At 59.6% G+C, this 23,619-nt stretch carries 21 protein-coding genes, 1 tRNA gene and 1 rRNA gene (1 of these 23 only partly in view); 12 read left to right on the top strand and 11 right to left on the bottom strand.

The window, feature by feature from the left end:
• Position 1: 1 nt before the first annotated feature.
• Positions 2-2,668 (top strand): CBS domain-containing protein, encoded by a 2,667-nt coding sequence (locus SFUM_RS03495; protein ID WP_011697551.1) that lies wholly within the window; start codon positions 2-4, stop codon positions 2,666-2,668.
• Positions 2,669-2,703: 35 nt separating this feature from the next.
• Here the strand turns inward: SFUM_RS03495 and SFUM_RS03500 are convergent, their stop codons facing one another.
• On the bottom strand, positions 2,704-3,180 hold the full coding sequence (locus tag SFUM_RS03500; RefSeq protein ID WP_011697552.1) for a deoxycytidylate deaminase: 477 nt from the start codon (positions 3,178-3,180) through the stop codon (positions 2,704-2,706).
• A 333-nt stretch (positions 3,181-3,513) separates the two neighbouring features.
• Here SFUM_RS03500 and SFUM_RS03505 point away from each other — a divergent pair, with 333 nt between their 5' ends.
• From SFUM_RS03505 to SFUM_RS03525, 5 genes are all read left to right on the top strand, one after another.
• Positions 3,514-4,179, top strand: coding sequence for a site-2 protease family protein (locus SFUM_RS03505; RefSeq protein ID WP_011697553.1), 666 nt, complete (start codon positions 3,514-3,516; stop codon positions 4,177-4,179).
• Positions 4,180-4,344: 165 nt separating this feature from the next.
• A complete protein-coding gene (gene trpS / locus SFUM_RS03510; RefSeq protein WP_011697554.1) occupies positions 4,345-5,337 on the top strand; it encodes a tryptophan--tRNA ligase in 993 nt (330 codons plus the stop codon).
• Between the two features lie 102 nt (positions 5,338-5,439).
• Complete coding sequence (locus SFUM_RS03515; protein WP_011697555.1) at positions 5,440-6,192, top strand: pseudouridine synthase; 753 nt, start codon at positions 5,440-5,442, stop codon at positions 6,190-6,192.
• The gene (locus SFUM_RS03520; RefSeq protein ID WP_011697556.1) at positions 6,185-8,065 is read left to right on the top strand and encodes a tetratricopeptide repeat protein; all 1,881 of its coding nucleotides are present in this window, start codon (positions 6,185-6,187) and stop codon (positions 8,063-8,065) included. Before SFUM_RS03515 ends, SFUM_RS03520 begins: the two co-directional genes overlap by 8 nt.
• 74 nt (positions 8,066-8,139) lie before the next feature.
• A tRNA-Val gene (locus tag SFUM_RS03525) sits at positions 8,140-8,215 on the top strand.
• 6 nt (positions 8,216-8,221) lie between these two features.
• Here SFUM_RS03525 and SFUM_RS03530 read toward each other — a convergent pair.
• Together SFUM_RS03530 and SFUM_RS03535 are read right to left on the bottom strand one after the other, a co-directional pair.
• Entirely contained in the window at positions 8,222-8,782 is a 561-nt protein-coding gene (locus tag SFUM_RS03530) for a protein kinase domain-containing protein (protein WP_011697557.1), read from the bottom strand.
• Positions 8,779-10,059: an MFS transporter gene (locus SFUM_RS03535; RefSeq protein ID WP_011697558.1), complete on the bottom strand. Its 1,281-nt coding sequence runs from the start codon at positions 10,057-10,059 to the stop codon at positions 8,779-8,781. Before SFUM_RS03535 ends, SFUM_RS03530 begins: the two co-directional genes overlap by 4 nt.
• An 833-nt stretch (positions 10,060-10,892) precedes the next feature.
• Between SFUM_RS03535 and SFUM_RS23245 the strand changes: the two genes are divergently transcribed.
• From SFUM_RS23245 to SFUM_RS03560, 4 genes are all read left to right on the top strand, one after another.
• Positions 10,893-12,668, top strand: coding sequence for a HEAT repeat domain-containing protein (locus SFUM_RS23245; RefSeq protein ID WP_011697559.1), 1,776 nt, complete (start codon positions 10,893-10,895; stop codon positions 12,666-12,668).
• Entirely contained in the window at positions 12,665-14,104 is a 1,440-nt protein-coding gene (locus SFUM_RS03555) for an HD-GYP domain-containing protein (RefSeq protein ID WP_011697560.1), read from the top strand. The genes SFUM_RS23245 and SFUM_RS03555 overlap by 4 nt, the downstream gene beginning before the upstream one ends.
• Positions 14,105-14,497: 393 nt before the next feature.
• Positions 14,498-14,662, top strand: a complete 165-nt coding sequence (locus tag SFUM_RS23070) for a hypothetical protein (RefSeq protein WP_153307199.1) — start codon at positions 14,498-14,500, stop codon at positions 14,660-14,662.
• A 226-nt stretch (positions 14,663-14,888) separates the two neighbouring features.
• Positions 14,889-15,116 carry a rubredoxin gene (locus SFUM_RS03560; protein WP_011697561.1) on the top strand — a complete coding sequence of 76 codons (228 nt, stop codon included), beginning with the start codon at positions 14,889-14,891 and terminating at the stop codon, positions 15,114-15,116.
• Positions 15,117-15,229: 113 nt separating this feature from the next.
• Here the strand turns inward: SFUM_RS03560 and SFUM_RS03565 are convergent, their stop codons facing one another.
• From SFUM_RS03565 to SFUM_RS03600, 8 genes are all read right to left on the bottom strand, one after another.
• Entirely contained in the window at positions 15,230-15,949 is a 720-nt protein-coding gene (locus tag SFUM_RS03565; RefSeq protein WP_011697562.1) for a DUF4384 domain-containing protein, read from the bottom strand.
• 248 nt (positions 15,950-16,197) lie between these two features.
• Positions 16,198-16,896, bottom strand: a complete 699-nt coding sequence (locus SFUM_RS03570) for an XTP/dITP diphosphatase (protein WP_011697563.1) — start codon at positions 16,894-16,896, stop codon at positions 16,198-16,200.
• Between the two features lie 36 nt (positions 16,897-16,932).
• Complete coding sequence (tatC, locus tag SFUM_RS03575; RefSeq protein ID WP_011697564.1) at positions 16,933-17,706, bottom strand: twin-arginine translocase subunit TatC; 774 nt, start codon at positions 17,704-17,706, stop codon at positions 16,933-16,935.
• Positions 17,703-18,242 (bottom strand): twin-arginine translocase TatA/TatE family subunit, encoded by a 540-nt coding sequence (locus SFUM_RS21340; RefSeq protein WP_011697565.1) that lies wholly within the window; start codon positions 18,240-18,242, stop codon positions 17,703-17,705. The genes tatC and SFUM_RS21340 overlap by 4 nt, the downstream gene beginning before the upstream one ends.
• Positions 18,243-18,532: 290 nt before the next feature.
• Positions 18,533-18,781, bottom strand: a complete 249-nt coding sequence (locus SFUM_RS03585; RefSeq protein ID WP_011697566.1) for a twin-arginine translocase TatA/TatE family subunit — start codon at positions 18,779-18,781, stop codon at positions 18,533-18,535.
• Positions 18,782-18,798: 17 nt separating this feature from the next.
• Positions 18,799-19,650: a c-type cytochrome biogenesis protein CcsB gene (gene ccsB, locus SFUM_RS03590; protein ID WP_011697567.1), complete on the bottom strand. Its 852-nt coding sequence runs from the start codon at positions 19,648-19,650 to the stop codon at positions 18,799-18,801.
• 7 nt (positions 19,651-19,657) lie between these two features.
• A complete protein-coding gene (gene resB / locus SFUM_RS03595) occupies positions 19,658-21,034 on the bottom strand; it encodes a cytochrome c biogenesis protein ResB (RefSeq protein WP_011697568.1) in 1,377 nt (458 codons plus the stop codon).
• 179 nt (positions 21,035-21,213) lie between these two features.
• Positions 21,214-21,636 carry a (deoxy)nucleoside triphosphate pyrophosphohydrolase gene (locus SFUM_RS03600; protein ID WP_086014335.1) on the bottom strand — a complete coding sequence of 141 codons (423 nt, stop codon included), beginning with the start codon at positions 21,634-21,636 and terminating at the stop codon, positions 21,214-21,216.
• Between the two features lie 304 nt (positions 21,637-21,940).
• On the opposite strand from SFUM_RS03600, the gene SFUM_RS03605 reads away from it, so the two are divergent.
• Both SFUM_RS03605 and SFUM_RS03610 read left to right on the top strand, forming a co-directional pair.
• Positions 21,941-22,873: an NAD(P)/FAD-dependent oxidoreductase gene (locus SFUM_RS03605; RefSeq protein WP_041439758.1), complete on the top strand. Its 933-nt coding sequence runs from the start codon at positions 21,941-21,943 to the stop codon at positions 22,871-22,873.
• Positions 22,874-23,239: 366 nt separating this feature from the next.
• Positions 23,240-23,619 (top strand): 16S ribosomal RNA (locus SFUM_RS03610) (it continues 1,182 nt past the right edge of the window).

A 23,619-nucleotide genomic window follows, 5' to 3' on the forward strand; every position in this document is an offset into this window, starting at 1 on the left:
AATGGAGGTGATCACCACTCATATCAATGCCGATTTCGACGCGATGGCTTCCATGATCGCCGCCAAAAAGCTGTATCCGGACGCGGTGCTGGTCTTTCCCGGTTCGCAGGAGAAGACGCTTCGCGAGTATTTCATCAACTCCACGGTCTACATCTACGGCTTCAAGCGGCTCCGGGATCTGGACCTGGACCGGGTCAGCAGGCTCATCCTGGTGGATACCCGGCAGATTTCGCGGATCGGCAGGTTCGTGGAAATTCTCGATCGTCCGGGGATGGACATCCACGTCTACGATCACCATCCGGACGCCGAGGACGATATCCAAGGCGTCTTCAACCTGATCAAGCCGGTGGGGGCCACGGTCACGATCCTGACGCAGCTCATCCGGGAGCGCGGGTTGGAGGTGACTCCGGAGGAGGCAACCATCATGAGCCTCGGGCTCTTTGAGGACACCGGTTCCTTCACCTTCAACAACACGACCCCCGAGGACTTCGAAGCCGCGGCATTCCTGCTGCGCAGCGGAGCCGATCTGAACGCCGTATCGGACATGGTCACCCAGGAACTGACGGCCGAGCAGGTCGGCCTCCTCAACGAGCTGATCACCTCGGCCAAAACCTACGGCATCGCGGGCATCGACGTCTGCATCGCCACGGTCTCCGTCGAGAAGTACGTCGGGGATTTCGCCGTGCTGGTGCACAAGCTCAAGGACATTGAAAATCTGGACGTCGTCTTCGCCCTGGCCCGGATGGACGACCGCGTCTACCTGGTGGGGCGCAGCCGCATTCCCGAAATCAACGTCAGCACCGTGGCGGCCTACTTTGGAGGCGGCGGGCACGCGACGGCGGCTTCCGCGAGCATCAAGGACCTCACGCTTTTCCAGGTGGAAAACAAGCTGCTCGAATTCCTCAGAAGCTACATTCATCCCTATCCGACGGCGGAGAGCATGATGACCAGCCCGGTGATTTTCACGGAGCCCGAGGTGACCGTGGCCGAAGCCGGGCAGAGCATGATCCGCTACAACATCAATTCGATGCCGGTCATGGAGGATGGGCGGATCGTGGGCCTGACCACGCGCCAGGTCCTGGAGAAGGCCATATTTCACGGGCTGGAAAAGCGGGCGGTACGGGAGTTCATGACCACCGACTTCAGCACCGTCGGTCCCAACGCCACGCTGCTCGAGATTGAAAGCTACCTGGTCGAACGCCATCAAAGGATCGTGCCGGTGATGGAGGACAACCGGGTGATCGGAGTCATCACCCGCCGAGACCTGCTGAAATTCCTGGTTGAAGACCAGACCACCAACGCCCGGTCGCTCTACGGGGATACGAACCTTGCCGCCTGGTCCAAACGCAAGAACGTGGTTGCGGTGATAATGGAGCAATTGCCCCGTGAAATTGTCCAGACACTCAAGGATTTCGGGAAGCTCGCGAAGGACCTGGGGATGAAGGCCTATGCGGTGGGGGGGTTCGTGCGGGACCTCCTGCTCCGGCGTTCCAACCTGGACATAGACATCGTGGTTGAAGGGGACGGCATCGAATTCGCCAGGACATACGCCAGGGAACACGGCATCCGCTGCCGGTTCCACAAGAAGTTCAATACCGCCGTGCTCATTTTTCCCGATGACCGCAGAGTGGACGTGGCTTCGGCGCGTTTCGAGTATTATCAGTATCCGGCTGCCCTGCCGATTGTGGAATTCAGCTCCCTGAAAATGGACCTGTACCGGCGGGATTTCACGATCAACACCCTGGCGCTTGCGCTCAACCCCGGAGAATTCGGCCAACTGATCGATTTCTTCGGCGGACAGCGCGACCTGAAGGACAAGACCATTCGGGTCCTTCACAACCTGAGCCTTGTGGAGGACCCGACACGGATTCTCAGGGCCATCCGGTTCGAACAGCGATTCGGATTCAGGATCGGCAAGCAGACCGTGGCGCTCATCCGGAATGCGGTCCGCATGGGGTTGCTTCAGAAGCTGGGGGGCCGTCGCCTCCTGCATGAAATCCAGCTCATCATGGTGGAAGACGATCCTTTGCCGCCTCTGCGCCGCATGAACGAGTTCGCCGTGTGGCCGGTGCTGAGCGCCAACATCCTGTTCGATCAGAAGCTGGAGGATTTGTTCGTTCGGTTGCGCGAAGTGGTTTCCTGGCACCGGTTGAGCTTCCTGGATGAGCCTCTCGAGCGCTGGTGGGTCTACATGCTGGGCCTGTTTTCAGGCCTGGCGGCGGCCGACGTGGAGGACGCCTGCGGCAGGCTGCAGTTCACCGCCGGCCAGCGGGAACGCATTGCCTGGGCTTACCGGACGGTGAGCGGACTGCTCTGGGGGTTTTTCCCCGCGGCAGAGCACAAACCGAGCGCAATCTTCCGGGCGCTCCAGCCGTTCAAGCCCGAAGAACTGGTTTTTATGATGGCGAAGGCGCAGGACGAAACACCGCGGCGTGCCGTCAGCCACTATTTCCATCGCTATCGACACGTTTCCACCGAACTGAAGGGCAGGGATCTCAAGGAAATGGGTGTGCCGCCCGGGCCTATCTACCGGGTGATTCTGGATGAACTGCTGGATGCGCGTTTGAACGGCGAAGTGAAAGACCGCCAGGAAGAGCTTGCTTATCTGCGCGAGCGGCATGCGGAGCTCTTCGGCGGGGAAGGGGAGGTCCCCGACCCGGCTTCGTGAGACCTGCGAAAAGGGACCGGGCTTCGGCGCGCTCCCTACTTGAAGGAGACGCGGTCCTGAAGGATCCAGTCGTCGACGTCGATGTAATGGAATCCTTCCGATTCCGCGGGAACCACCACGCGCTGGATGCCCGCGTTGATGATTACCCGACGGCACAGCAGGCAGGGTTCCGGGTGGATCACCTGGTTGCCGGTCTCAACGTCGAGTCCCGCCAGATAGAGATCGGCTCCCACCATGTCCAGTCTCGACGCGTGAATGACCGCGTTCATTTCCGCGTGCACGGCGCGACACAGTTCGTAATTCTGCCCCGCGGGGATGCTCAGTTGCTTGCGCGCGCAATAGCCGAGGTCGATACAGTTCGCCGTCTTTCGCGGCGCACCGTTGTAGCCTGTGCTGATGATCTGATCGCTCTTGACGATAACCGCCCCGAAGCGACGCCGCAGGCACGTGCTGCGCTGCGCCACGGACAGAGCGATCTCGGTGTAGTACTCGCTCTTGGTGGGTCTGTTCATGGTTGCTCCTTCCGCCGGGTGAAGAATAGGGGATTTGCCCCGATCTGGCAACAGATTTCTCCCGCGCGATCGGCTCCGGGAGGCTTGAGGCACGGCATCGCCCGCCGGGGGAAAACGGTTTCAAATCGTGAATTTGCTTGACCCGGCCGCGGTTTTCTACTTTAAGATGTTCGCGCTTGGCAGGCCTTTGTTACAATGCAAATCGGCGGGGCAAGGCTCCGGGATTCCGCGGCGCGGAGCGGTGAAACGCGCGTTTGAGAACGGATTTGCGGACGGGAGCCTACGGAGCGCGGGGATGGCCGCGCGGCAACTTGGCCGGAGGACACTGTCGGGATGGGTGAAGAGTTCATTGTGAAGGCGGCGCTGTACGTGGTTCCATTGCTGCTTGCCGTGGTGTGTCACGAGGTCGCGCACGGCTGGGTGGCGGAGAAGCTCGGGGATCACACGGCACGCCTCTCGGGGCGGATCACGCTCAACCCCTTCGTCCACATCGACCTGATCGGAACGGTGCTGCTGCCGGCGATCCTGATTCTGACCAAATCCCCGTTCCTCTTCGGCTGGGCCAAGCCGGTGCCGGTGAATTTCGGAAACCTGAGGCGAGGTCGCAGGGACATGGCGCTGGTGGCCGCCTCCGGACCGATGACGAATCTGGTCCTGGCCGGCGCGAGTGCCGTTGTCTATCGTCTTATTGTCCTCGGGCTTTCCGGCGGTGTCATCCCGCAGACCGGATGGGCGCCCTGGATCGTGGTGCCGCTCGCTCAAATGGCCGGTATTTCGGTGGAATTCAACCTGGTGCTGACGGTCCTCAATTTGCTGCCCATCCCGCCGTTGGACGGGGGCCGCATCCTGGTGGGGCTGCTTCCGGAGAGCCTTGCATACCGGCTGGCCCGCCTGGAACGATTTGGAATGCTGATCCTCGTGGTCCTGATCGCCACGGGTTCCTGGAGCCAGATCGTCAGGCCGGTTCTGAAAGCTTTTGTGGACTTGTTTCTCGGATGACGCCGCCGGGCCCGCTCGCCGGCGAGCCGATACGGGGGCCGGCCTGGCGGGGCTCGGAGGCTGAAGTTCGCGCGAATCCGCGGACCTGCCGGCGGCGGTCGCTCATATCGTTTGTGCGGGCTCGGTTCCGCGTCCCGATGAATTCAAAGAGAGGAGTTCTTGCGAATGACCGAAAGAAAAAGGATCCTGAGCGGCATGCGCCCGACAGGGAGGCTTCACCTGGGAAATCTGCACGGAGCACTCGACAACTGGATCCAGCTCCAGCAGCAGTACGAATGTTTCTTCTTCGTTGCCGACTGGCATGCCCTCACGACGGAGTATGCCACTCCCGGGCAGATTCGGGAGAACACGTGGGAGATGGTGATCGACTGGCTTGCGGCCGGGCTCGATCCGGCGCAATCCACGCTTTTCATCCAGTCGGACATCAAGGAGCATGCCGAGTTGCATCTGCTGCTTTCGATGATCACGCCGCTGCCCTGGCTCGAACGGACTCCGACGTACAAGGAGCAACTGCAGCAGCTCGACCAGAAGGATCTGTCGACGTACGGATTCCTGGGGTATCCTGTTCTCCAGGCCGCCGACATCGTCATCTACCGCGCCCACGGCGTGCCGGTGGGCAAAGACCAGTTGCCTCACGTGGAGCTGACCAGGGAGATCGCGCGTCGGTTCAATTTCATGTATGAGCGGGAGGTGTTCCCCATTCCCGACGCGCTCCTGACGGAAGTCCCGGTGTTACCCGGCCTGGACGGGCGCAAGATGAGCAAGAGCTACGGCAACTGCATCTTCATCAGCGAGCCGGAAGAGAGCGTCAAGGACAAAATTTCCAAGATGATGACGGATCCGCAGCGCATCCGGCGCAACGATCCCGGCGACCCGGAAGTCTGCCCCGTGTTCGCGTATCACAAACTGTACTCCTCGCCCGGGCAGGTCGCCGATGTCGCGCGCGGCTGCCGCACCGCCGGGATCGGTTGTGTTGAATGCAAACAGATATTGATGCATAATGTGTTGAGCAGGCTCGGTCCCATCCATGAGCGCAGATTGAAGCTCGAACGGGAAACGGACCGGGTTCGGGAAGTCGTTTTAACGGGAAATGCCGCGGCTCGAAAAGAAGCGGCCCTGACCATGGCGGAAGTTCGGAAGGCCGTCGGCATGAGCTAGGCGGATGCGGGCGGTTCCCTCGAGTGGCGATGCGCCCGCGGGCGGCGGAGCATTCGGAGCAGGGGGCTGCCGGGATTCGTGGTTTGCAGTGAAACACGAGTGATGACAAAAGTGAGGCTGCAGAAAGTGCTCGCTCAGGCAGGCATTGCCTCCAGGCGCGGTGCCGAGGAGGTGATCCGGCAGGGGCGGGTCGTCGTGAACGGGATCGTGGTCACGGAGCTCGGGGTCAAGGTTGACCCGCATGCGGATCGGATCACGGTGGACCGGGTCACGATCGCCATGGTCGAATCGAGGGTGTATCTGCTCCTCTTCAAGCCGAGGTGCTGTGTCACAACGGCCCGCGATCCACAGGGGCGCAAGACGGTGTTCGATTTCGTTCCCGACGCGGGCGCGCGCCTGTTCCCGGTGGGACGCCTGGATTTCGACGCGGAGGGACTTCTCCTGCTCACCAACGACGGCCTACTGGCGAACCGGCTGCAGCATCCCCGCTATGGAGTGACCAAGACTTACGAAGTGGCGGCCATGGGACATCCGACCCCGGCGGCGCTCGACCGGCTGCGTACCGGGGTGATGTTAGAAGAGGGCATGACGGCGCCGGCGGAGGTCACGGTGATCGGATCGTCTCCCCGGAGCACCCGGTTGAGAATCGTCCTCCATCAGGGCTGGAATCGTCAGATCAAGCGCATGGGGGAGGCGGTCGGCCATCCGGTGCTGAGCATCAAAAGGGTGGCTTTCGGACCCCTCAAGCTCGGCAGCCTGAAACCCGGCGGTTCCAGGCATCTGAAATCCGGGGAGGTTGAACTCCTGTACAAACTGGTGCATCTGGACAAGGAGCAACGCAACGCAGATGGGTAGCAGAAAACGAGGGAAATACTCGTTCAATCTGGACGAATCCGTGGTGAGAACCCGTTCCGTCAAAAAAGGGGGCGGCAGCGGACGATGGATTGTCCTGTTCGTGCTGCTCGCCGTTCTGGCGGGATCGGTCTATTCCCTGGTGATCACCGGGTCCGCGGACGACCTGGCTTCCTACCTTCCTTTTCCCAAGAAGCTCGTGGCGCTGCGATTTCAGCACAACGGCCAGGAAGTCGTGCTGCTGCCGGATTCCCAGGTGGTCCTCAACCCACGGGACTCGCTCCGGCTCCTGGAAATCCAGACCGACGGATGGGTCAGCTGGGGGACCAAGGCCGCATCCGCCGATCTGAACGTCAAGGCGATTTTGAACAAACCCGCTGTCATCCAGGACCTTTTCCCACAGGAATCTTTCGAGAAGCCGAAAGCGATCGAAATCAGGGTGCTGCTCTGGAATCGTTTCATCGGGAAGGTCAATTTTCTCGTGCAGTTGGATGCCCGCGACTGGGTGCAGAAGGCCAACGCCACCTCGGACCTGGACCGCAAGATTTTCTTTCTTGAGAAGGCCTTGCAGGAGAACGCCGGGAACGTGCTCGTGAAGACGCAACTGGCCGGGCTCTATTTCGAGGACAAGAAATACGATGAAGCCGGGAGGTTATATCGGGAAATCGATGCGTCCGGGAAGTCCAAGTCGATTTCGGAGCGGCTCCTGCTCGTCTACCAGATCCAGAACAAGGTGGACGACGCGTTGATGGTCTACCTGGACCTCTTCAAACTGTCCGAGGAACCCGAGACCTTCAAGGAGTTCCTCCAATATATACAGAAAAAGAAATCCAAGGAGGATGCCGCGCGGTTCCTCGAGAAGCACCAGCAGCACATTCCGAAAGCCTTTCAAAGCTCCCTCATGCTGTTCCTGGCGGATCTGAACACGCAGACGAAAAACTGGGCCAAAGCCGCCACGTCTTATGAGAAGGCGATCAAAGCGGGGATCAAGGATCCCGATGTGCTGTACAACCTGGCGGTGACCTATCAGCAAAGCGACGATCCGGACAAGGCCATACAGGCCCTGGAAAAATACCTGCAGAAAAATCCCGGCGACACAAAGAGCTGGTTGCAGCTGGGTGAGCTGCAGGAAAAGAAGGGTGCCCTGACGCAGGCGCGGTCCACGTACGAGGCGATGCTTCAGAAGAATCCTCAGAACAGGGAAGCCCTGGTGAGGCTGGTGGCGATCCTCGAAAAAGGAAAGGACAAGGGCGCGCTCCAGGCCGCCTATCAGAAACTGGCCGCGACTCAGCCCAGGAACAAAACGATCCAGCACAACCTGGGCGTGCTCTACTACGATGCCAGGAAATACGACAAGGCCGCGGCATGTTTCGAGGCGGTTGTAGCCCTCGATCCCAAGGACGTGGAATCGCGCAAGTATCTGCTCGACATCTACCGAAAGCAGAAAAACGACAAGGCGGCTACCGCCGTGATCCAGTCCCTGGCCCAGCTCGATCCAAAAAACACGAGCTACTACGATACGATCTTCAAATCCTATGAACAGAAAAAGGACTACAAGGGCATGGCGGCCTTCTTCCGGACCGCATCCCAACAGCATCCGGAGATGGTTGCCCTGCACAACTACGCGCTTTTCGCCGCCTTGAAAACCGGGGACAACAAGGGGGCGATCAAGGAACTGGATCACCTGAACAGGCTCCAGCCGAAAGAAAAGAAGCACCTGAGGCAGGCCGCCAACCTGTGTGAGTCTTCGGGGGACCATGCCGGGGCGTTGAAGAGGCTCGAGTTGTTGCTGAAGCTCGATCCCAAGGACAAGGAAGCCAAGGAGGACTACCTGCGCATCAAAATGCTGATGGTGACGAAAAAGAAGCCCGAGTAGCGGGCGGTTGGCGCCGCGGCGGAGTTTTTGTATTGCGCGGGGCGGAGAATCATTGTATAAACGCAACCAACCAAGGGCGGGTAACTCAGCGGTGAGAGTGCCATCCTCACACGGTGGAAGTCGGAGGTTCGAATCCTCTTCCGCCCACCATGAAAGTCAAGACGGAGAGCCGATTCGCAAGCGTCGGCTCTTTGATTTTGGTGCGGCCCCCGTGCGGAAATCCTTTTCGGTCGGCCTCGCCAGGGCGTACCCGGCCCGCAGTTCGGCTACGTCGATTTCAAGGTATCGATCGAGGGCTCGGTTCGTGGAGTGAAGGGACAGCCGTTTTACGTCTTCGGTCGAAAGCGGGAGCGGCAGATCCGTGGCGAGCATTTCGAAGAGCACGACCCCGACGGAGTAGATGTCGGCTCGGGCATCGACCGGCCCGCCCAGTATCTGCTCCCGAGACATATAGACCGGAGTTCCCACGATCCGGGGCGTTTCGACGCTGGGGCCGCGCAAGAGCCGCGCGATCCCGAAGTCCGTGATGATCGGACGGTTCGTGTGGGTTTCGATCAATATGTTGGCCGGCTTGATGTCCCAGTGGATGATGTGTTGTCGGTGGGCGTAGTCCAGGGCATCGAGGACGCTTGAGAGTATTCCCACGGTCCGGCCCGGGGGAATGAACCGCCTGGACGGCAGCAGATGCCGCCCCGTGTTTGCCGGACGGGGCCTCACCGCCCCGTTTTACGCAGCGTCATGAGCAGTCCGGCGGCCGTGAGGAGGCAGACGACCAGGAACAGGATTCCCCCGGTGAAGGAACCGGTGGCGTCATGAATGGTCCCCATGGCATAGGGGCCGATGAATCCGCCGAGATTGCCGATGCTGTTGATCATGGCGATTGCTCCGGCTGCAGCGGTGGCGGCGAGGAAAGAGGAGGGAATGGACCAGAAGGGACCGAAGGCGCCGTAGATGCCCATGACCGCAATGGTGAAAAAGACCATGGATACGGGCACGCTGATGTCGGCCAGGAAAACGCTGCCCACCAGCCCCACCGCCCCGGTCAACAGGCCGGCGACGGCATGACCGCGGCGCTCGCCCGTCCTGTCCGAATGCCGTCCGATAAAGTACATGGCGAAAAAAGCGAAGACATAGGGCACCATCACCAACAGACCGACCGCCTGGTTGCTCAGAGTCGTCGAGAGGGCCTTCACCAGGATGGGCAGAAACAGGGTCACGCCGTAGAAACCGCAAATCCAGGCGCAATAGACCCCGGAGAGTATCAGCACATCCCGGTCGGCGAAGGCCTGCAAGACGGTATAGCTCTTCTTCTCCAGCTTTGCGGCCCGTTCGAGGGCAAGGGCGCTCACCAGCCAGGACCGTTCCTCATCGTCCAGCCACCTGGCGTCCTCGGGCCGGTTGGTCAGGTAGAACGGAGTGATGATGCCAAGGATCACGGAAGGGACGGCCTCCAGGATGAACAGCCACCTCCAGCCCGGCCAACCCATCCAATCGATGCCGAGAAGATAGGTCGATAACGGGGAGGCCGCCATGTTGCAGAGCGGCAAAGACATCATGAAGAACGCCACGGCCCTGGCACGGTCCTTCATGCGGGACCACGTGCTCAGATAATAGATGATGCCGGGGAAGAAGCTCGCTTCCGCCACTCCGAGCAGGAACCGGACGATGTAGAATTCCAGGGGGGTTGAAATCCAGGCGGTCAAACCGGAAATGATGCCCCAGGTGACGAGGATCCGGGCGATCCACAGCCTGGCTCCCACTTTGGCCATGATCAGGTTGCCCGGCACCTCCATCAGAAAATAGCCGACGAAAAAGATACCTGCCCCGAATCCGTAAACGGCGTTGCTGAATCCGAGGTCGTTGTTCATCGACAGCGCGGCGAAGCTCACATTGACACGGTCCAGGAAGGCGACGATGTACAGCAGGCCCAGGAACGGCATCAGACGCCAAAAGACTCTCCTTACGGTTCGCTGTTCCAACTGAAGATCGCTCATTCTTTGCTCCTGACGGCCCGTGAAAAATTGAAAGTCACCGCATCCTTCGAGCTCCGGACCGGACCGGATGGAACGAAAGGTTCGCAGCCCAACGCATTGAGGCCTTGAGGAGCGGTCGGTGTCGCCCGAAGCGAGCGCATGCAGACCGCAGCGGCGCATCCGGCCGCCTCACGAATCCTGTTTCACCGGTCGGTCTCGCCCGAAGCGAGCGCATGCAGACCGCAGCGGCGCATCCGGCCGCCTCACGAATCCTGTTTCACCGGTCGGTCTCGCTCCCTTTTTCGGCACAAGGTCCCCGGTCGAGGTTTCGCCAAAGCCCGCTATCACGAAATCCGCAAAAAATCACCATAATTGCAGCGCGATGCGGCAATTTCTTTGAGTGCCGGCGGATCTTGAGCTAGTATAGGCCGCTGTGCGGCACAGCCGTGCCAATATCGATATCGGAAAATGAGAGCCAGTTGGACAATCGGGAATAGGCGGACCTGGATGAGCGGCCCCCGAAGCGGAGCGGTCGTCAGGATCAGCCTGTTCCTGCCGGCGGGCGGTATGCAATTCCGGGGGGCCCGTCCTTCACGCCTGCCGGGGAAGGGGAGGATTCCGCGCGGCCGCGGGGGCATGCCGGGTCTTCTTGGAGCCGCGCGTGTCGGGGAAGGCGCCGCGGTCTTCGGCTCAGGCCCCGTCACGGTTCCGCACGGCTGAATCTGCACGTACTACAATCCATGCTTCGAAGAAAGACATCATCATCGAGTCGTGTCGGTACCGGATCATGATCGGTGGCATGCGGCGCGGTGTTGCCGGGCGATCGCTTTGACGGTATTCCAGAGGCGGATGGTATGGATGATCACGACCTGGAAAAACACTACGCGTTCAAGGAAGCAAAGGCAGCCAGGGCCATAATGGATTCGCTGGTCCGCGTCATCAAGATGCACTCCATGTTTCCTAAGAGCAATCCCACCCGACAGCAGTCGTTGACCTGGTTCCAGGCCAATCTGGCCCGGTTCCTGGACACCTACGGTCCGCTGACGCTTGAGATCGGGAAGAACCACTTCCTCTATAACGGCGATATCATCTTCAAAGACGGCGAAGCTTCGGGCGAATTCGCCTTCCTCCTCTACTGCGACGGACTTCGGTGGCTGGAGTTCCAGGAAGGGATCGAAACCTGGGAGGTGGAAGGGCTCATTGAAATCTTCCACCGCTACACCAGGCTCTCGGTGGACGCGGAGGAGGACCTCGTATCCGCACTTTGGGATTCCAATCTGCCGCACATTCAGTTCGAGGCCGTGAGCAGCATCCTGGATGTGGCCGCCATTGACGACCCCTCCCTTGCGGGAGCAACAAGGGAGGAAATCGCGCGGGCCGGGCAGCGGCCCGAATTCAACCCATTCAAGAGCGGGACCATACAGGGCGGGCCTCCGTTCGACGCCCCCGGCTCTCCACAGCCCTTTTCCTCGTTGCTCAGTGAGGCTTCGGCTTCACATGACCCTCAATCACCGCTGTTCCCGGCAGTCGGCTACGGCGTGGAGGATTTGAGTGCCGAAGAGAGAGCGGCCCTGCGCGAAATGGTCGAGAGGGAAGAAGAGCTTGACCCGACCGAAGAGCTTCTGAAGACGCTTGTGGACATCCTCGAACACCAGGAAGAGAAAAGTCTGTTCACTGCCGTTCTTGAATATATACAGGAAGAGGTGAGAAAAGCCTTCTCGATCTCCCGTTTCGAAGTGGTCATCAGGATTTTCAAGACACTTCACAACCTGAGGAGCCAATGCGGTTCCGATCGACTTTGGGTGTCGGAGCAGGTCGACGGACTGTTTCATTCCCTGTCGTCACGAGACTCCCTTGAAGTGCTGATGAAAGGCTCCGCAGACGCCGACCGGTCGCAACTGAGGCAGATTGGGGAGTGCCTCGGGTTTTTGCCGCCGGAGTCGATTCAAGCACTTGTCCCGATTCTGATGGCGGTGTGGTCGCCTCAGGTCCGAGAGATGCTGACGGAGACGATCATCGCGCTGGCGAGGCGCGATGTGGGCCCCATCGAACGGATGCTCACACAGGCGGGCGACCACGAGATCCTGGTGCTCATCGACTTGCTGGCAGGGGTAGGGGGGCCGCGCGCCGTTACGATTCTCCTCGGCATGATCGATCATCCCTCGGACGCGGTGCCCTGCCAGGTGATCGGTGCGTTGGGCAGGATCAAGGCCTGGTGCCCCGACCGGGTCTTCCGGTTGATCAACCGCAACAGCAGCGTTGTCCGCAGGACCCTCCTGGATTACCTTGGATCGCGCAAATGCGAGCAAGCCGAGGCGCTCCTGATGAACACCATTTCGGCGCCGGGTTTTCATAAGCTTGAAAAGGGCTTTGCGCTGGAATGCTTCAGGACCCTGGGGGCGTGCGGTTCTACCAAGGCTTTCATATTTCTTCGCAAGATGCTTGTGCAGGGAAATCGGCTCGGGATGTGCTTCAAATCCGTCGGACGACAGGGCGCGGCCTCGGGCCTGCTCGCGCTTGGCAGCGAGGAGGCCGAACGGGTGCTCGAGGAGGCTGCCCGCAGCCCGTTCCCCGGTGTCAGGCAGGCGGTTCGGTCGGCACGGATGTCCGCACCAGGAGAACGCTCATGACCCTTGCCCGGCAAGCTTCACGGGTTGCGTTTCGAGAAGAGAAGTTCCTGATCGCCTTTTTCCGGATGATTCAGGTCATCAGGCTCTACGAGGACAACAACCAGGTTGTGAGAAGGGGCCTCGCGCTCCTGCTCGCATCCGCCGAAGGCGTCATGACCGAGGAAGGGCTGACGATCATTTTCTCCGATGGGCAGCTCTTCGTGCAGGGGACCAGGGTTCGATACCACCACGGGACGGGTCTCTATTTTCAAGGACTGATTGAGTCCTTCGCCCGGAAGGGTCCTGTGGGATTCGTGTTTCACAGTCACATGAAAAAGGCGCCCGCAACCGAAATCCTTTCCTTCCATCGGCTCCTGGTCGAATCGCTCGGGGACAACAGGGATTGGGACTGGCTGGTCCGGCGCGTAAGGGATGAGAAGAGAATCGGCTGGGTGGATGTCCTCGATGCGGTCAAGACCGATGAACCCGGCCAACGAAGCCGCGTCAAGGAAAGAGTTCGGGAAACCTACCTGCGGTCCAGAGCCGCCGTCTGCGAAATCACCAGGAAATTGTCCAGGGGAGCGAGTGTCGGGGTGTGGAAGGCGCAACGCATTGTGCAGAATATGGTCGACCTGGTCCAGGAAGATGAGGCTCTGTTCATGGGCTTGAGCACCATCAAGGATTACGACGACTATACTTACGGACACTCCGTCAATGTGGCCGTGCTCTCCCTATGTCTGGGCAACCGCATCGGGTTGTCCAGGAGCTCCCAGGTTCACCTGGGAATATGCGGCCTTTTCCATGACCTGGGAAAGGTGGAGATCGCCCCGGAAATCGTCAAGAAACCGGGCAAGCTCAGTGAGGTTGAACGGGCGGAAATCGAAAAGCATCCCCTGTGGAGTGCCCGGCAGATTCTCAACCTGCATGCCTCTCACGATCTGAAATCGAGGATCACCCTGGCGCCGCTCGAACACCACCTGAATCACAACCTTTCCGGTTATCCGAAGATGCCTTCGAAAGAAAGGGTGAGCCTTTTCGGCCGAATTCTGCACATCGCGGATTTCTTCGATGCGGTGACGTCCCCCCGCGCGTATCGCAAGTATGCCTACAGTCCCGACGAGGCGGTCAGAATGATGGCGGAAAAAGCGGGGGAGGAGTTCGATCCCATTCTGCTCAAGGTGTTCGCCCGCATGCTCGGCGTATATCCCATCGGCACCCTCCTCCATCTCGACACGGGGGACGTGGGGATCGTCTGTGACTATCCCAACGGGCGTGACAGGACGCTTCCTCGTATCGTCGTCGTCAGGAAAAACGACCAGGGCGAATTCGTTGGAGGAGAAATCATCGATCTCGACGAGAAGAACTCAAGAACAGGCGAATTGGTCAGGAATATCCTCAAAAGCTCTCATCCGGTCGCCTTCGGCATCCAGCCGGTGCACTTTCTCCTCGAAAGGTGAATCCGGCTTGTGTCGTTTCATCGAAGGACGAAGGCTCACCTATGCCGGGACTCCGCTCGCTCGCGCCGATTCCGTGGCTCCGTTGTTTCTCAACAAACTCCCTCGTCGTCTGCCTCCTGTGTGTCGTGAGACAGGTGTGTCTCAAAATCAAACCTGAGACGATTTCCCGCCCGTCGGCGTTCGGAACCTCCACGAAACGGCGCCCTCCATTTCCGAAGTGTCTCAGGACTGTCTCAATTCAATTGCGGCCCTGCCGGCGACCCGAATCGGCCATCTTTCACAATAGATTGGAATTGCAATGTTTTCTGAAATGGCGTCGCCGCCGATGCAGTGGCACGCTTCTTGTTCTTGAGATATCCTTGTGCCAGAGGGGTTCAAGAGACGGAGGGAACCATGCACTGGAACGGGGTGCCTGTTTTCGGTCCGAACCGGCTGGAAGTCGGACGGAAGATCATTATGCGCAGTGGGACGCTGAGGCACGACTGGGAAGTGGTGGTCGCCGAGGACCGCAGAATACTCCTCAGGCGCCGCTCGGTGCCGGAACGAGGCAAGGGGTAGGGATTCCAGTCTGTGCCGGCCCATGGTTTCACACCAGGGAGACCGCGAAGGATCGGCAAGTCCGCTGCCGGGCCGGCCGGTTCCCTCAGCCGATACGCGGGGCGAGGCGTCCGTGGGAGAGCGGTGGCCGGGCCGTCGCCCTTGGTGCCGGGCAGCGGGCGGGTGCGGTTCGATCGGGGCTATGGAGATGGATGGAATGAACGGTTTGCCGGAATGAGGAGATCATATGTCGAAACCGGAAGAGATGTGGAGATGCCAGACGGTCAACTGCGGTTATGTTTACGATCCGGACAGGGGAGACCGGAAGGGAAAAATCCCCAAGGGCACGTCCTTTGAAGACCTCCCGGATTCATGGAAATGCCCGGTGTGCGGGGGAACGAAAAAGTGTTTTCGCCCTTTGGCGGGTCCGGGTTCCGTCGGAGAAACGCCGTGTGAGCTGCCCACGGGGAAGTAGCCACGCCGTGTCGATGCCGGTGTGCGCGGCGGCTGACGGCAGGACCGCCCTGAGGCTTGCCCCCGAAGGATTGCCGCTTTCGCCGGGGGGCGATGAAGTTCTCACCCGGTCTATCAGCGGTGTTCGATGACGTATGTTTTCGAGTAGAAGTCGGATGCGCGGACCTGTGTCGCCAGGGAAGAGATGTCCGTGGGGTCTGCGCCCTGCGATCGCTCCACCCCTCGAGTGGTCGTGTCGGATGTCAGCGGGGCTTCGGCCACGATCGTGTAATCGCGATTTTCCGCGCGGATTCTGTCCAGTGCCGACAGCACCTGCAAAGCGATGCCCCGCTTTCTTGAGGGTTCGGCCGAATCGTACCGGGTGAACAGATACTCGACGTCCCGGAGCCTCTGGCTGGAGGCGATCACGTAGAACGTTTCGCTGCCCGTGCGGCTGTCCAGTTCATACCAGGCTTCGCGGGGAGGCAGAAAGTATTTCCTGGAAGTCTGGTAGTTCGTCTCGAACTGCTCGATGTCGTACGGAAAGAGCAGGCTCATCTCTCCCTGGGAGTTCTTGTAAATCACGTATAGATAGCACTTCTTCTCCATCTCGAGCATCATCTTGAACTTGTCGCCGCTCTTGAGGATGGTGCTGTTTCTCACCGGCTCCAACCGCATGCCGGTTTCGGTTCCGATTAATGCGCCGAACGCGACCTTGAAAAGGATGTTGTCCTTTTTGGCTTCCGCCGCCAAACCGGCGGGCGGAGCCGCCAGGACGCCTACACAGAAAAAACAGAGAGCGATGCATCCGACTACCGACGCATGATGCGCTGAAGCCATTCGATTCATCTTCATCTCACGACTCCCCCTCAACCAGCCCGCGATGCGGAAAGGCGAAGCTCTCCGCGGGACTCCATATCACGAGTCGCCCGGAAGGTTCGGCGCTTTTCCCGGGGAAATCCCCCGGCACGGCGCATCTTCACGGTCAATAGTGTCCCGCGAACATGACGCTTCAAATGAATGACGACGACGGTCTTTGTGTTTCACTGCGTACGCCCGGCTCCAGGCAGTTTGCGCCGGTGAAGGGCAGAGACGACGCTCTCTCACTCCATCTTCGGCTCCGTGCCCCGGGGGTCTTCCCCCGTGACACACATGTCATGTCCCACGCCGCGGCGCAGATTCTCGTCGGCGGTCCTGGCATGCAACCACTTGAGCACCTGGTCGAATTCGCGCTGCAATTCAAGCAGTGCGCGGCCGCGATGGCTGACCTTGGCCTTTTCGTCGAGGCTCATCTCCGCGAAGGTCTTCCCGGCCGGCGCATAGTGGAAAAGCGGGTCGTAGCCGAAACCGTTATCCCCTCTCGGAGCGGTCAGGATAGTGCCCTCGCAAAAGGCCTCATAAGTAAGGGCGGGACCGGACGGCACCGCCAGGGAAAGGACGCAGCAAAACCGGGCTGCCCGGTCTTCCACTCCCGAAAGGGCCGCCAGCAGTTTCTCGTTGTTGGCGGCATCCGACGCGTCGGGACCGGCATACCGGGCGGAATGGATACCGGGCGCTCCGCCCAGGGCCGCGACTTCCAGCCCGGAATCATCGGCGAGCGCCGGCAGGCCGAGGACTCTGGCCGTCAACAGAGCCTTCTTGTACGCGTTTTCCTCGAAAGTCGCACCGTCCTCGACCACTTCGGGAATGGGACCGAAATCATTCAGATCCCTGACTTCCACGGGAAAATGTTCGAGGTATTTCCCGATCTCCCTCGATTTTCCCTTGTTCCTGGTCGCGATGACGAGTATGGCGTGTTCCATGTTCTGAGTGTTCCCTCCAGGTTCCTTCCCGATCGGTTAGGTGGTGGACTCCGCGGTTTCCTCCTCCGTGCCGGCGGAACGCTTTTCCTTCTTTCCGAAGCAGTACACGATCCAGACACTGGCCTCGTAGAGAAGGATCAGCGGGCCTGCCATGAGGCACTGGGAAAAGACATCCGGGCTGGGTGTAACCGCCGCGGCGATGATGAAGATAATAACGATGGCGTACCTTCTTTTCTTGCGGAGGTAGTCCGACGAAATCAACCCCAGCCGGGCGAGAAAGAACATGAACACCGGCAGCTCGAACACGAGGCCGAACGCGAGGAGCATTCGGATGGAAAAGGAAAAGAACTCCCGGGTGCTCATCATGGGAGTGATGAAGTCGCTGGCGAACGAGGTGAAGAACTGGAACCCGACGGGAAATACGAAAAAGTAACCGAAGCTTGCCCCGCCCAGGAAGAATACGGAGGAGGCGAAAACGATGGGCAGAAGGTATTTCTTTTCGTTTTCGTAGAGGCCCGGGGCCACAAAGCGCCAGACTTGGTAGAGAATCACCGGCACCGCCAGTGCAGTGCCGCCCAGGAGCGATACTTTCATGTACGTGAAAAATGCTTCGTGAGGCGCCGTGTAAATCAGCTTCGCTCCCTGTCCCTTGGGCAGGGCCTCGATCCATGGCTTCATCAGCACCTCGAAGAGCATTTCCTTGAATGCGTAACAGATCATAAAGCCGAGGCCGACCGCGATGGCTGAAATGACGAGTCTTCGGCGCAATTCCTCAAGGTGCTGGGTGAAGGGCATTTTGTCAGTGGTCATTTTTCGGTCTCGACTTGGGGTTTGGCGACGGAAGGACCGCTGGGACCGGTGGCCGCGGGTTCTTCGGCGGATTCGCCCGGGAATGGTTCAGGTTTGAGGTCGGGAGCCGATATCGCCTCCGAACGGGTTTGCGCGAGAGGGTCGGAATCGATCGCCGGGCGTTCCGGGGGACGGTTTTCGGGAATCACGTCGGAGCCAGCGTCCGGATCGGTCCCGTTCCTGGCTTCAGCGGCGGGTTCCGCAACGGTCTCCACGGGCGCGGACGCTGCGGTTTGCGCGGTCGTGCGGCCCGCATCGGCCGCCTGGGCGAACGTCCGGCTGATGTTGATCTGTCTTTGCGCAGCCTGAAATTCCTCCTTGATACCCCGCACCGTTTCGTCCTGATCGAGTGTGCCCTTCAGATCGTCCATCGCTCTCTTGAACTCGGCATAACCGCGGCCAAGAGCCCGGGCCACGTCGGGAATCTTGCTGGGCCCCACCACGATCAACGCGATGGCCAGGATCAGGAGCAATTCTTCGAACCCTATCCCAAACATTGCACAAACTCCTCGACGGGTATTCGAATCACCTTTCGGGAGGAAAAACCGACTTGAGACCGCCCGCTCCGATGAGCCGACCCGCCGCGCTCAATAAGAAAGGACTCTTCCCTTCGTAACGGGATGGCGCGAATCGAGCCGTTACAGGACGCGGGAATCGCGGGGAACCGCCCTCGTGTCGCAAAATTCCAACACATCTTATCACATCCCCGGATCGTTCAGAAGATCGGTCCGGAAAAAAGAGTTTTAGGCCGAGGAAGACACAGCCCTTTCGGACGCCCACCCAATCGTCACTTCTCCGCCCGCTCCTCGCCCTGCCGCCCGGTTCCCGGCGGAAGACTTCCGCCCGTCCGGGACAAGTCCGGCGAGGAGGCGGATTCCTTGCCGGGTTCGGGTACGGGTTGGGATCGGATGGACTTTCTGAACTCGGTGATGCACCTGCCGAGACCCTCGCCGATGGACGGGAGTTTCTTCCCACCATAGAAAAAGAGGACGAGGATAAGAATGAGCAAGAGTTCCAGGGGACCTAGACCAAACATGCGCGTTTTCCTCCGGTTCACTTGGTGGCGTAGCTGTGCAAGCCGCTCAAGAGAAAATTGACTCCAAAATAGGTGAATAGGACACAGCCGAAACCGAAAATGGACAGCCAGGCGACGCGCTTGCCCCTCCAACCCTGCATGGCCCTCGAGTGCAGCAGCGCCGCGTAGATCAGCCAGGTGATCAGGGACCATGTCTCCTTGGGATCCCAGCTCCAGTAGGTTCCCCAAGCCGAATTGGCCCAGATCGAACCGGTGATGATCCCCACCGAAAGCCACAGAAAGCCGAAGAGCACCATCTGGTAGTTGAACGTATCCAGCTGCTTCGATGTCGGCAGCAACGAGACGGACGCCGCCGTTCCGGGATTGCCGGAGCGGCCGCGCGCAACCAGGTACAGGATACTGATGCCGAAGGATACGGCAAACGCGGCGTATCCGAGAAAGCACGTCACCACGTGAGCGATCAGCCAGTTGCTCTTGAGGGCCGGGATCAGGGGTTGAATCCTGGAATCGATGTTGGTGGAGAATGAAGCGTAGGCCATGGCGAGAAAGGCGAACAGGGCCGGAAAGACCCCGAGGGCGCGCTGCCCGCTTCGCAACTCAAAAACCAGGTAGATCACCATGATCGCCCACGCGGCGAATACCAATGATTCGTAAAGATTCGACAGGGGGGCGTGACCGTAGCCAAGGCTGTAGGATTCCACCCAGCGCAGGATGATTCCGATGGTCTGAACCACGATGGTGGCCGCCGCGCAGAAGGTTCCAGCGGCAAGCAAACGCTTGGCGCGGAATACGACCCCGGAGAGGTAAAGAACCGTGCAGAGCAGGTACGCGAAGGTGGTGATGCTGAGCAGGAGAGAGCTGTCGATCATCGTTCGTTTACCCCTTGTCTTGAGGCTTCAGCCGATTCTGGAGGCGTTCGCACAAGCGCTCGAATTCTTCCTCGAATCCGTCGGTGTTCTTGCTGGTCCTGCCGGCGATGATGACCTTCGAAAGAGCGTCCGCACCCGTAACGGGTTCGGCATGCACCCACAATCTCCGGTGACTGGTGTAAAACGTCAGCCCGATCCCGACAACCATGAGCGTGAAGCCGAACAGCACGACCCACACGCCGGGGTCCTTCTTGACCTGGATCCCCGTATAATACGACTGCCCCATGCGGGTCACCTTGATCTTGTAGTTTTCTATCCGGTTTCCGTGGAAATCGGGTCTGTCCGCGAGAATCCAGGAACCGGCCGCCTTTTGCCCTTCCTTGCGCATCATGATGGCGACCGCCGTACCGAACCGGCTGAAATCCTTTTGAAAATTTATGATCTGCACCTGGTCTCGGGTGTCCGGAACGGTAACGATCTCCCGGTAGGGCAACGTCATCTTGTAAACTTTTCCGCTGTCGAGATCTTCGAATTCGACGTCCGCTTCGTTCAGAATCGATCCGTAGGAGGCTTGGTAAAGCGTGATTCCATCGTATTCCAGGGGATCGTTTACGAGCAGCGCGTGCTTGAGCACATCCCTGCCCCCTTGAACGATCGTCAGGTCGGATCGGAATTCCTTCGGGGCGCCCGTATCGTAGAAGGAAACATCGAATTTCTCGCAACGCACCGTGAAGGGAAGTGTGAGCGTTTCGTTCCCCGAAAGGAGCACGACCTCGTTGGAAGAGGTCCCTTCCACAATGTTCATGAACCCCTTGAACCCGAGCACGGACCCGAGCATGGCGCCGAACAGGATCAGGAGCACGCTCAGGTGAACTCCGTAGACCATGAGCCGGGACCAGCGCCCCTTCTCGGCAGTGCCTGAAAACGACTTGTCGCCGCCTTCAAACGGCTTCAAGCCTCCGAAAACCTCGTTGATCGTTTCCTGCAGGCAGGACTTGGTTCCCGTCCAGGGCAATCCACTGGTGAGTTGCCTGTGAAGGGAGAACTTCACCAGCTTCTCCGGCTTGATTTCCTCTTCGCGGTGGCGAACCAGCTTGATGGTCTTGGGAAGCCTTTGCAGAGTGCACACCACAAGGTTCAAACAGAGCAGAAACAACAGCACTCGGAACCAGCCGGCCCGGTAGAGATCGTGCAGGCCGAGGGTTTGAATCCAATGGACCACCCCCGGGCTGAAACGCTGCTCCAGTTGTTCCGCGGTGAGGCCCTGGGGGAGAAGAGTCCCCACCAGGGATGCGAAGGCCAGGGCCAGAAAAATGAACAGGGTCAGCTTCAGGGAGGCGAATGCCTCGTATACTTGTGTCGGTAGTCCCGGTTTCTGCTGCATGTCTGGTCAGCCTTTCAGAGCGGTCGATGGGCAGCCTCCGAACAATCGATCTTTATTAACCTCTGAGATTTCAGATGGCAAGGAAACAAATGCTACGCACCGCAATCCGTTTCTCGGCGCATTCCCGGGAATCCGCCCGGTTGACGATGGAGGGCGTCTTCCAGGAGGTGCATCCGGTTTCAACCGGAAACGGAAGGCAGCAGGGCGAGCAGCCTCGCCAGTTCCCGATCCGCATGAGTGAAGGCGAAGGAGCTCATTTCGTCCGGACGGACCCATTCGAAAGCAATGTGTTCCTTGAGGCACATTTCTCCGCCGAGGATTTCGCACCAGTAGGCGTAGAGCTCGATGGAGAAACCTTCGCTTCGATGCCTTATGCGCTGAAACAATTCGCGGACCCCGATCTCCCAGCAAAGCTCTTCACGGATTTCCCGCACCAGCGACTGCTCGAGGCTTTCTCCCGGTTCCACTTTGCCTCCCGGGAATTCCCAACACAGGCCGAAGCTTTTGTGCGCAGGGCGCCGCGCGATGAAAAACCGTCCCCGGCTGGTGATCAGCGCCGCCGTGACCCTGGGATACGGTTCGTTGTCGATCCATTTGTCCATCTGCTCATCCCCAGCGGCGGAGCCGGACGGGACTTCCCGCTTGCCTGCCGTGCCGCGCGAACCCGGACCGGAAGTCGAGCTCATTCGTCGGCCGCGTCCCATTCCCCCGGCGAACCGGGAGCAAGGCGATTGCATCGGAGCGGGAACGGCCTTATATGCCAGTATGTCACCTGACGATGGTAGCCGCCTTGAACGATCGAGTCAACTTGCGCCGTTCAACCCGCTTTCCACCCCGCATGCCGGGCGGGAGCGCAATGCCCGGCAAAGAAGCGGGCCGGACGGCATCGAAGGAAGGAGCACCGATATGGAAGAGAGGTTGCGCGACTTTGATGTGATCATTCTCGGGAGCGGTCCGGGAGGTCTCCAGGCCGCCGTGCACGCCGCCCGCGGCAAGGCCGCCGTGGCGGTCCTCGGGCGCATGCACAAGAGCTCCCTGTTCAAGGCTCACGTGGAAAACTACTGCTGCATGGACACCACCTTGAGCGGTCGGGAGATACTCGAACAGGGGAGGACGCAGGCACAAAAATTTGGAGCGCGTTTCATCGACGAGGATGTGCTGGACCTGCGACGCGGGGAGGACGGCAGATTCTCCATCAAGCTGGAATCCGGCGCCGTCCTGACCGCCTGGTCCCTGATCCTGGCCATGGGTGTTTCGAGAAACCGACTGAACGTGCCCGGGGAACGTGATCTGCTCGGCAAGGGCGTGAGTTACTGCGTCGAATGCGACGGGAACTTCTTTCGCAACCAGGTTGTCGTGGTGGCGGGGAACGAAAGCGCGGCGTGCTCCGGAGCGCTCTCTCTGTTGCTCATCGCCGCCGAGGTGCACCTGATCTATACGGAGCTGAGCGTCAGCGAGAACCTGGCATTTCAGGTGAATTCCAGCCCCATCCACAAACATCCGGGGCGAAAAGTCAAAGCGATCGTCGGGTCTATGGGAGTTGAGAAGGTGGTGCTCGACAACGGCGAGGAAATCGAAGCCGCGGGGGTGTTCATCGAACTCGGGGCCAAAGGCGCCCTCGAGCTGGCCACCAAGCTCGATGTCGCTCTCGATCCCGAGACCATGCAGTACATCCGGGCGAACAAGAAGCAGGAGACCAATGTGCCGGGTGTGTATGCGGCCGGGGACATCTGCGGCCCCCCCTGGCAGATGGCGAAGGCGGTGGGGGAAGGATGCGTGGCCGGCATGGAAGCGAGCGGATACGCCCGGCGGATGAAAACGGGGAAAAGCGGGGATTGACGTTTGCCGGGAATGGGCCCGTCGCGGAATAGTCCTTGACAAGTGGATCAAACCCCCTACAATGCGCCTTCTGTTGCCGGAACCGCGCGAAGGTTGACGGGCGTTCCGGCGGCGTGAAGGGCAAAATCGAGACGATTCGGTTTTTTGAAAGTTTTTGCTTGACCTGTTCCGCTAGGGGGTGTAGAAAGCCCCGTTCGCTGGAGATTGAACCGCGAACGGTTCTCGCGGAAGGGAAGCGAAATAAAGTCGCTTGACAAGTATTGACGAAGAAGGTAGATTGAAAAGTCCCTGAGCGGGAACGAGTCTGTTCTTTGGAAACTAAATAGTGGGTAAGGTGCTGGGCCTAGAGAGAGAGATTTAAGGGATAAACTGGAGAGTTTGATCCTGGCTCAGAATAAACGCTGGCGGCGTGCCTAACACATGCAAGTCGAACGAGAAAGCCTTAATCTTCGGATGGGCGAGTAAAGTGGCGCACGGGTGAGTAACGCGTAGGTAACCTACCTCCGGGACCGGGATAACAGTGCGAAAGTGCTGCTAATACCGGATACGATTGTGGAGCGGGAGCTCTACGATGAAAGTCGGCCTCTCAGAGAAGCCGATGTTCGGGGATGGGCCTGCGTCCTATCAGCTGGTTGGTAGGGTAACGGCCTACCAAGGCGACGACGGGTAGCTGGTCTGAGAGGATGATCAGCCACACTGGCACTGGAACACGGGCCAGACTCCTACGGGAGGCAGCAGTGAGGAAT

Source organism: Syntrophobacter fumaroxidans MPOB (assembly GCF_000014965.1).
In the GTDB taxonomy this organism is placed as follows: Bacteria; Desulfobacterota; Syntrophobacteria; order Syntrophobacterales; family Syntrophobacteraceae; genus Syntrophobacter; species Syntrophobacter fumaroxidans.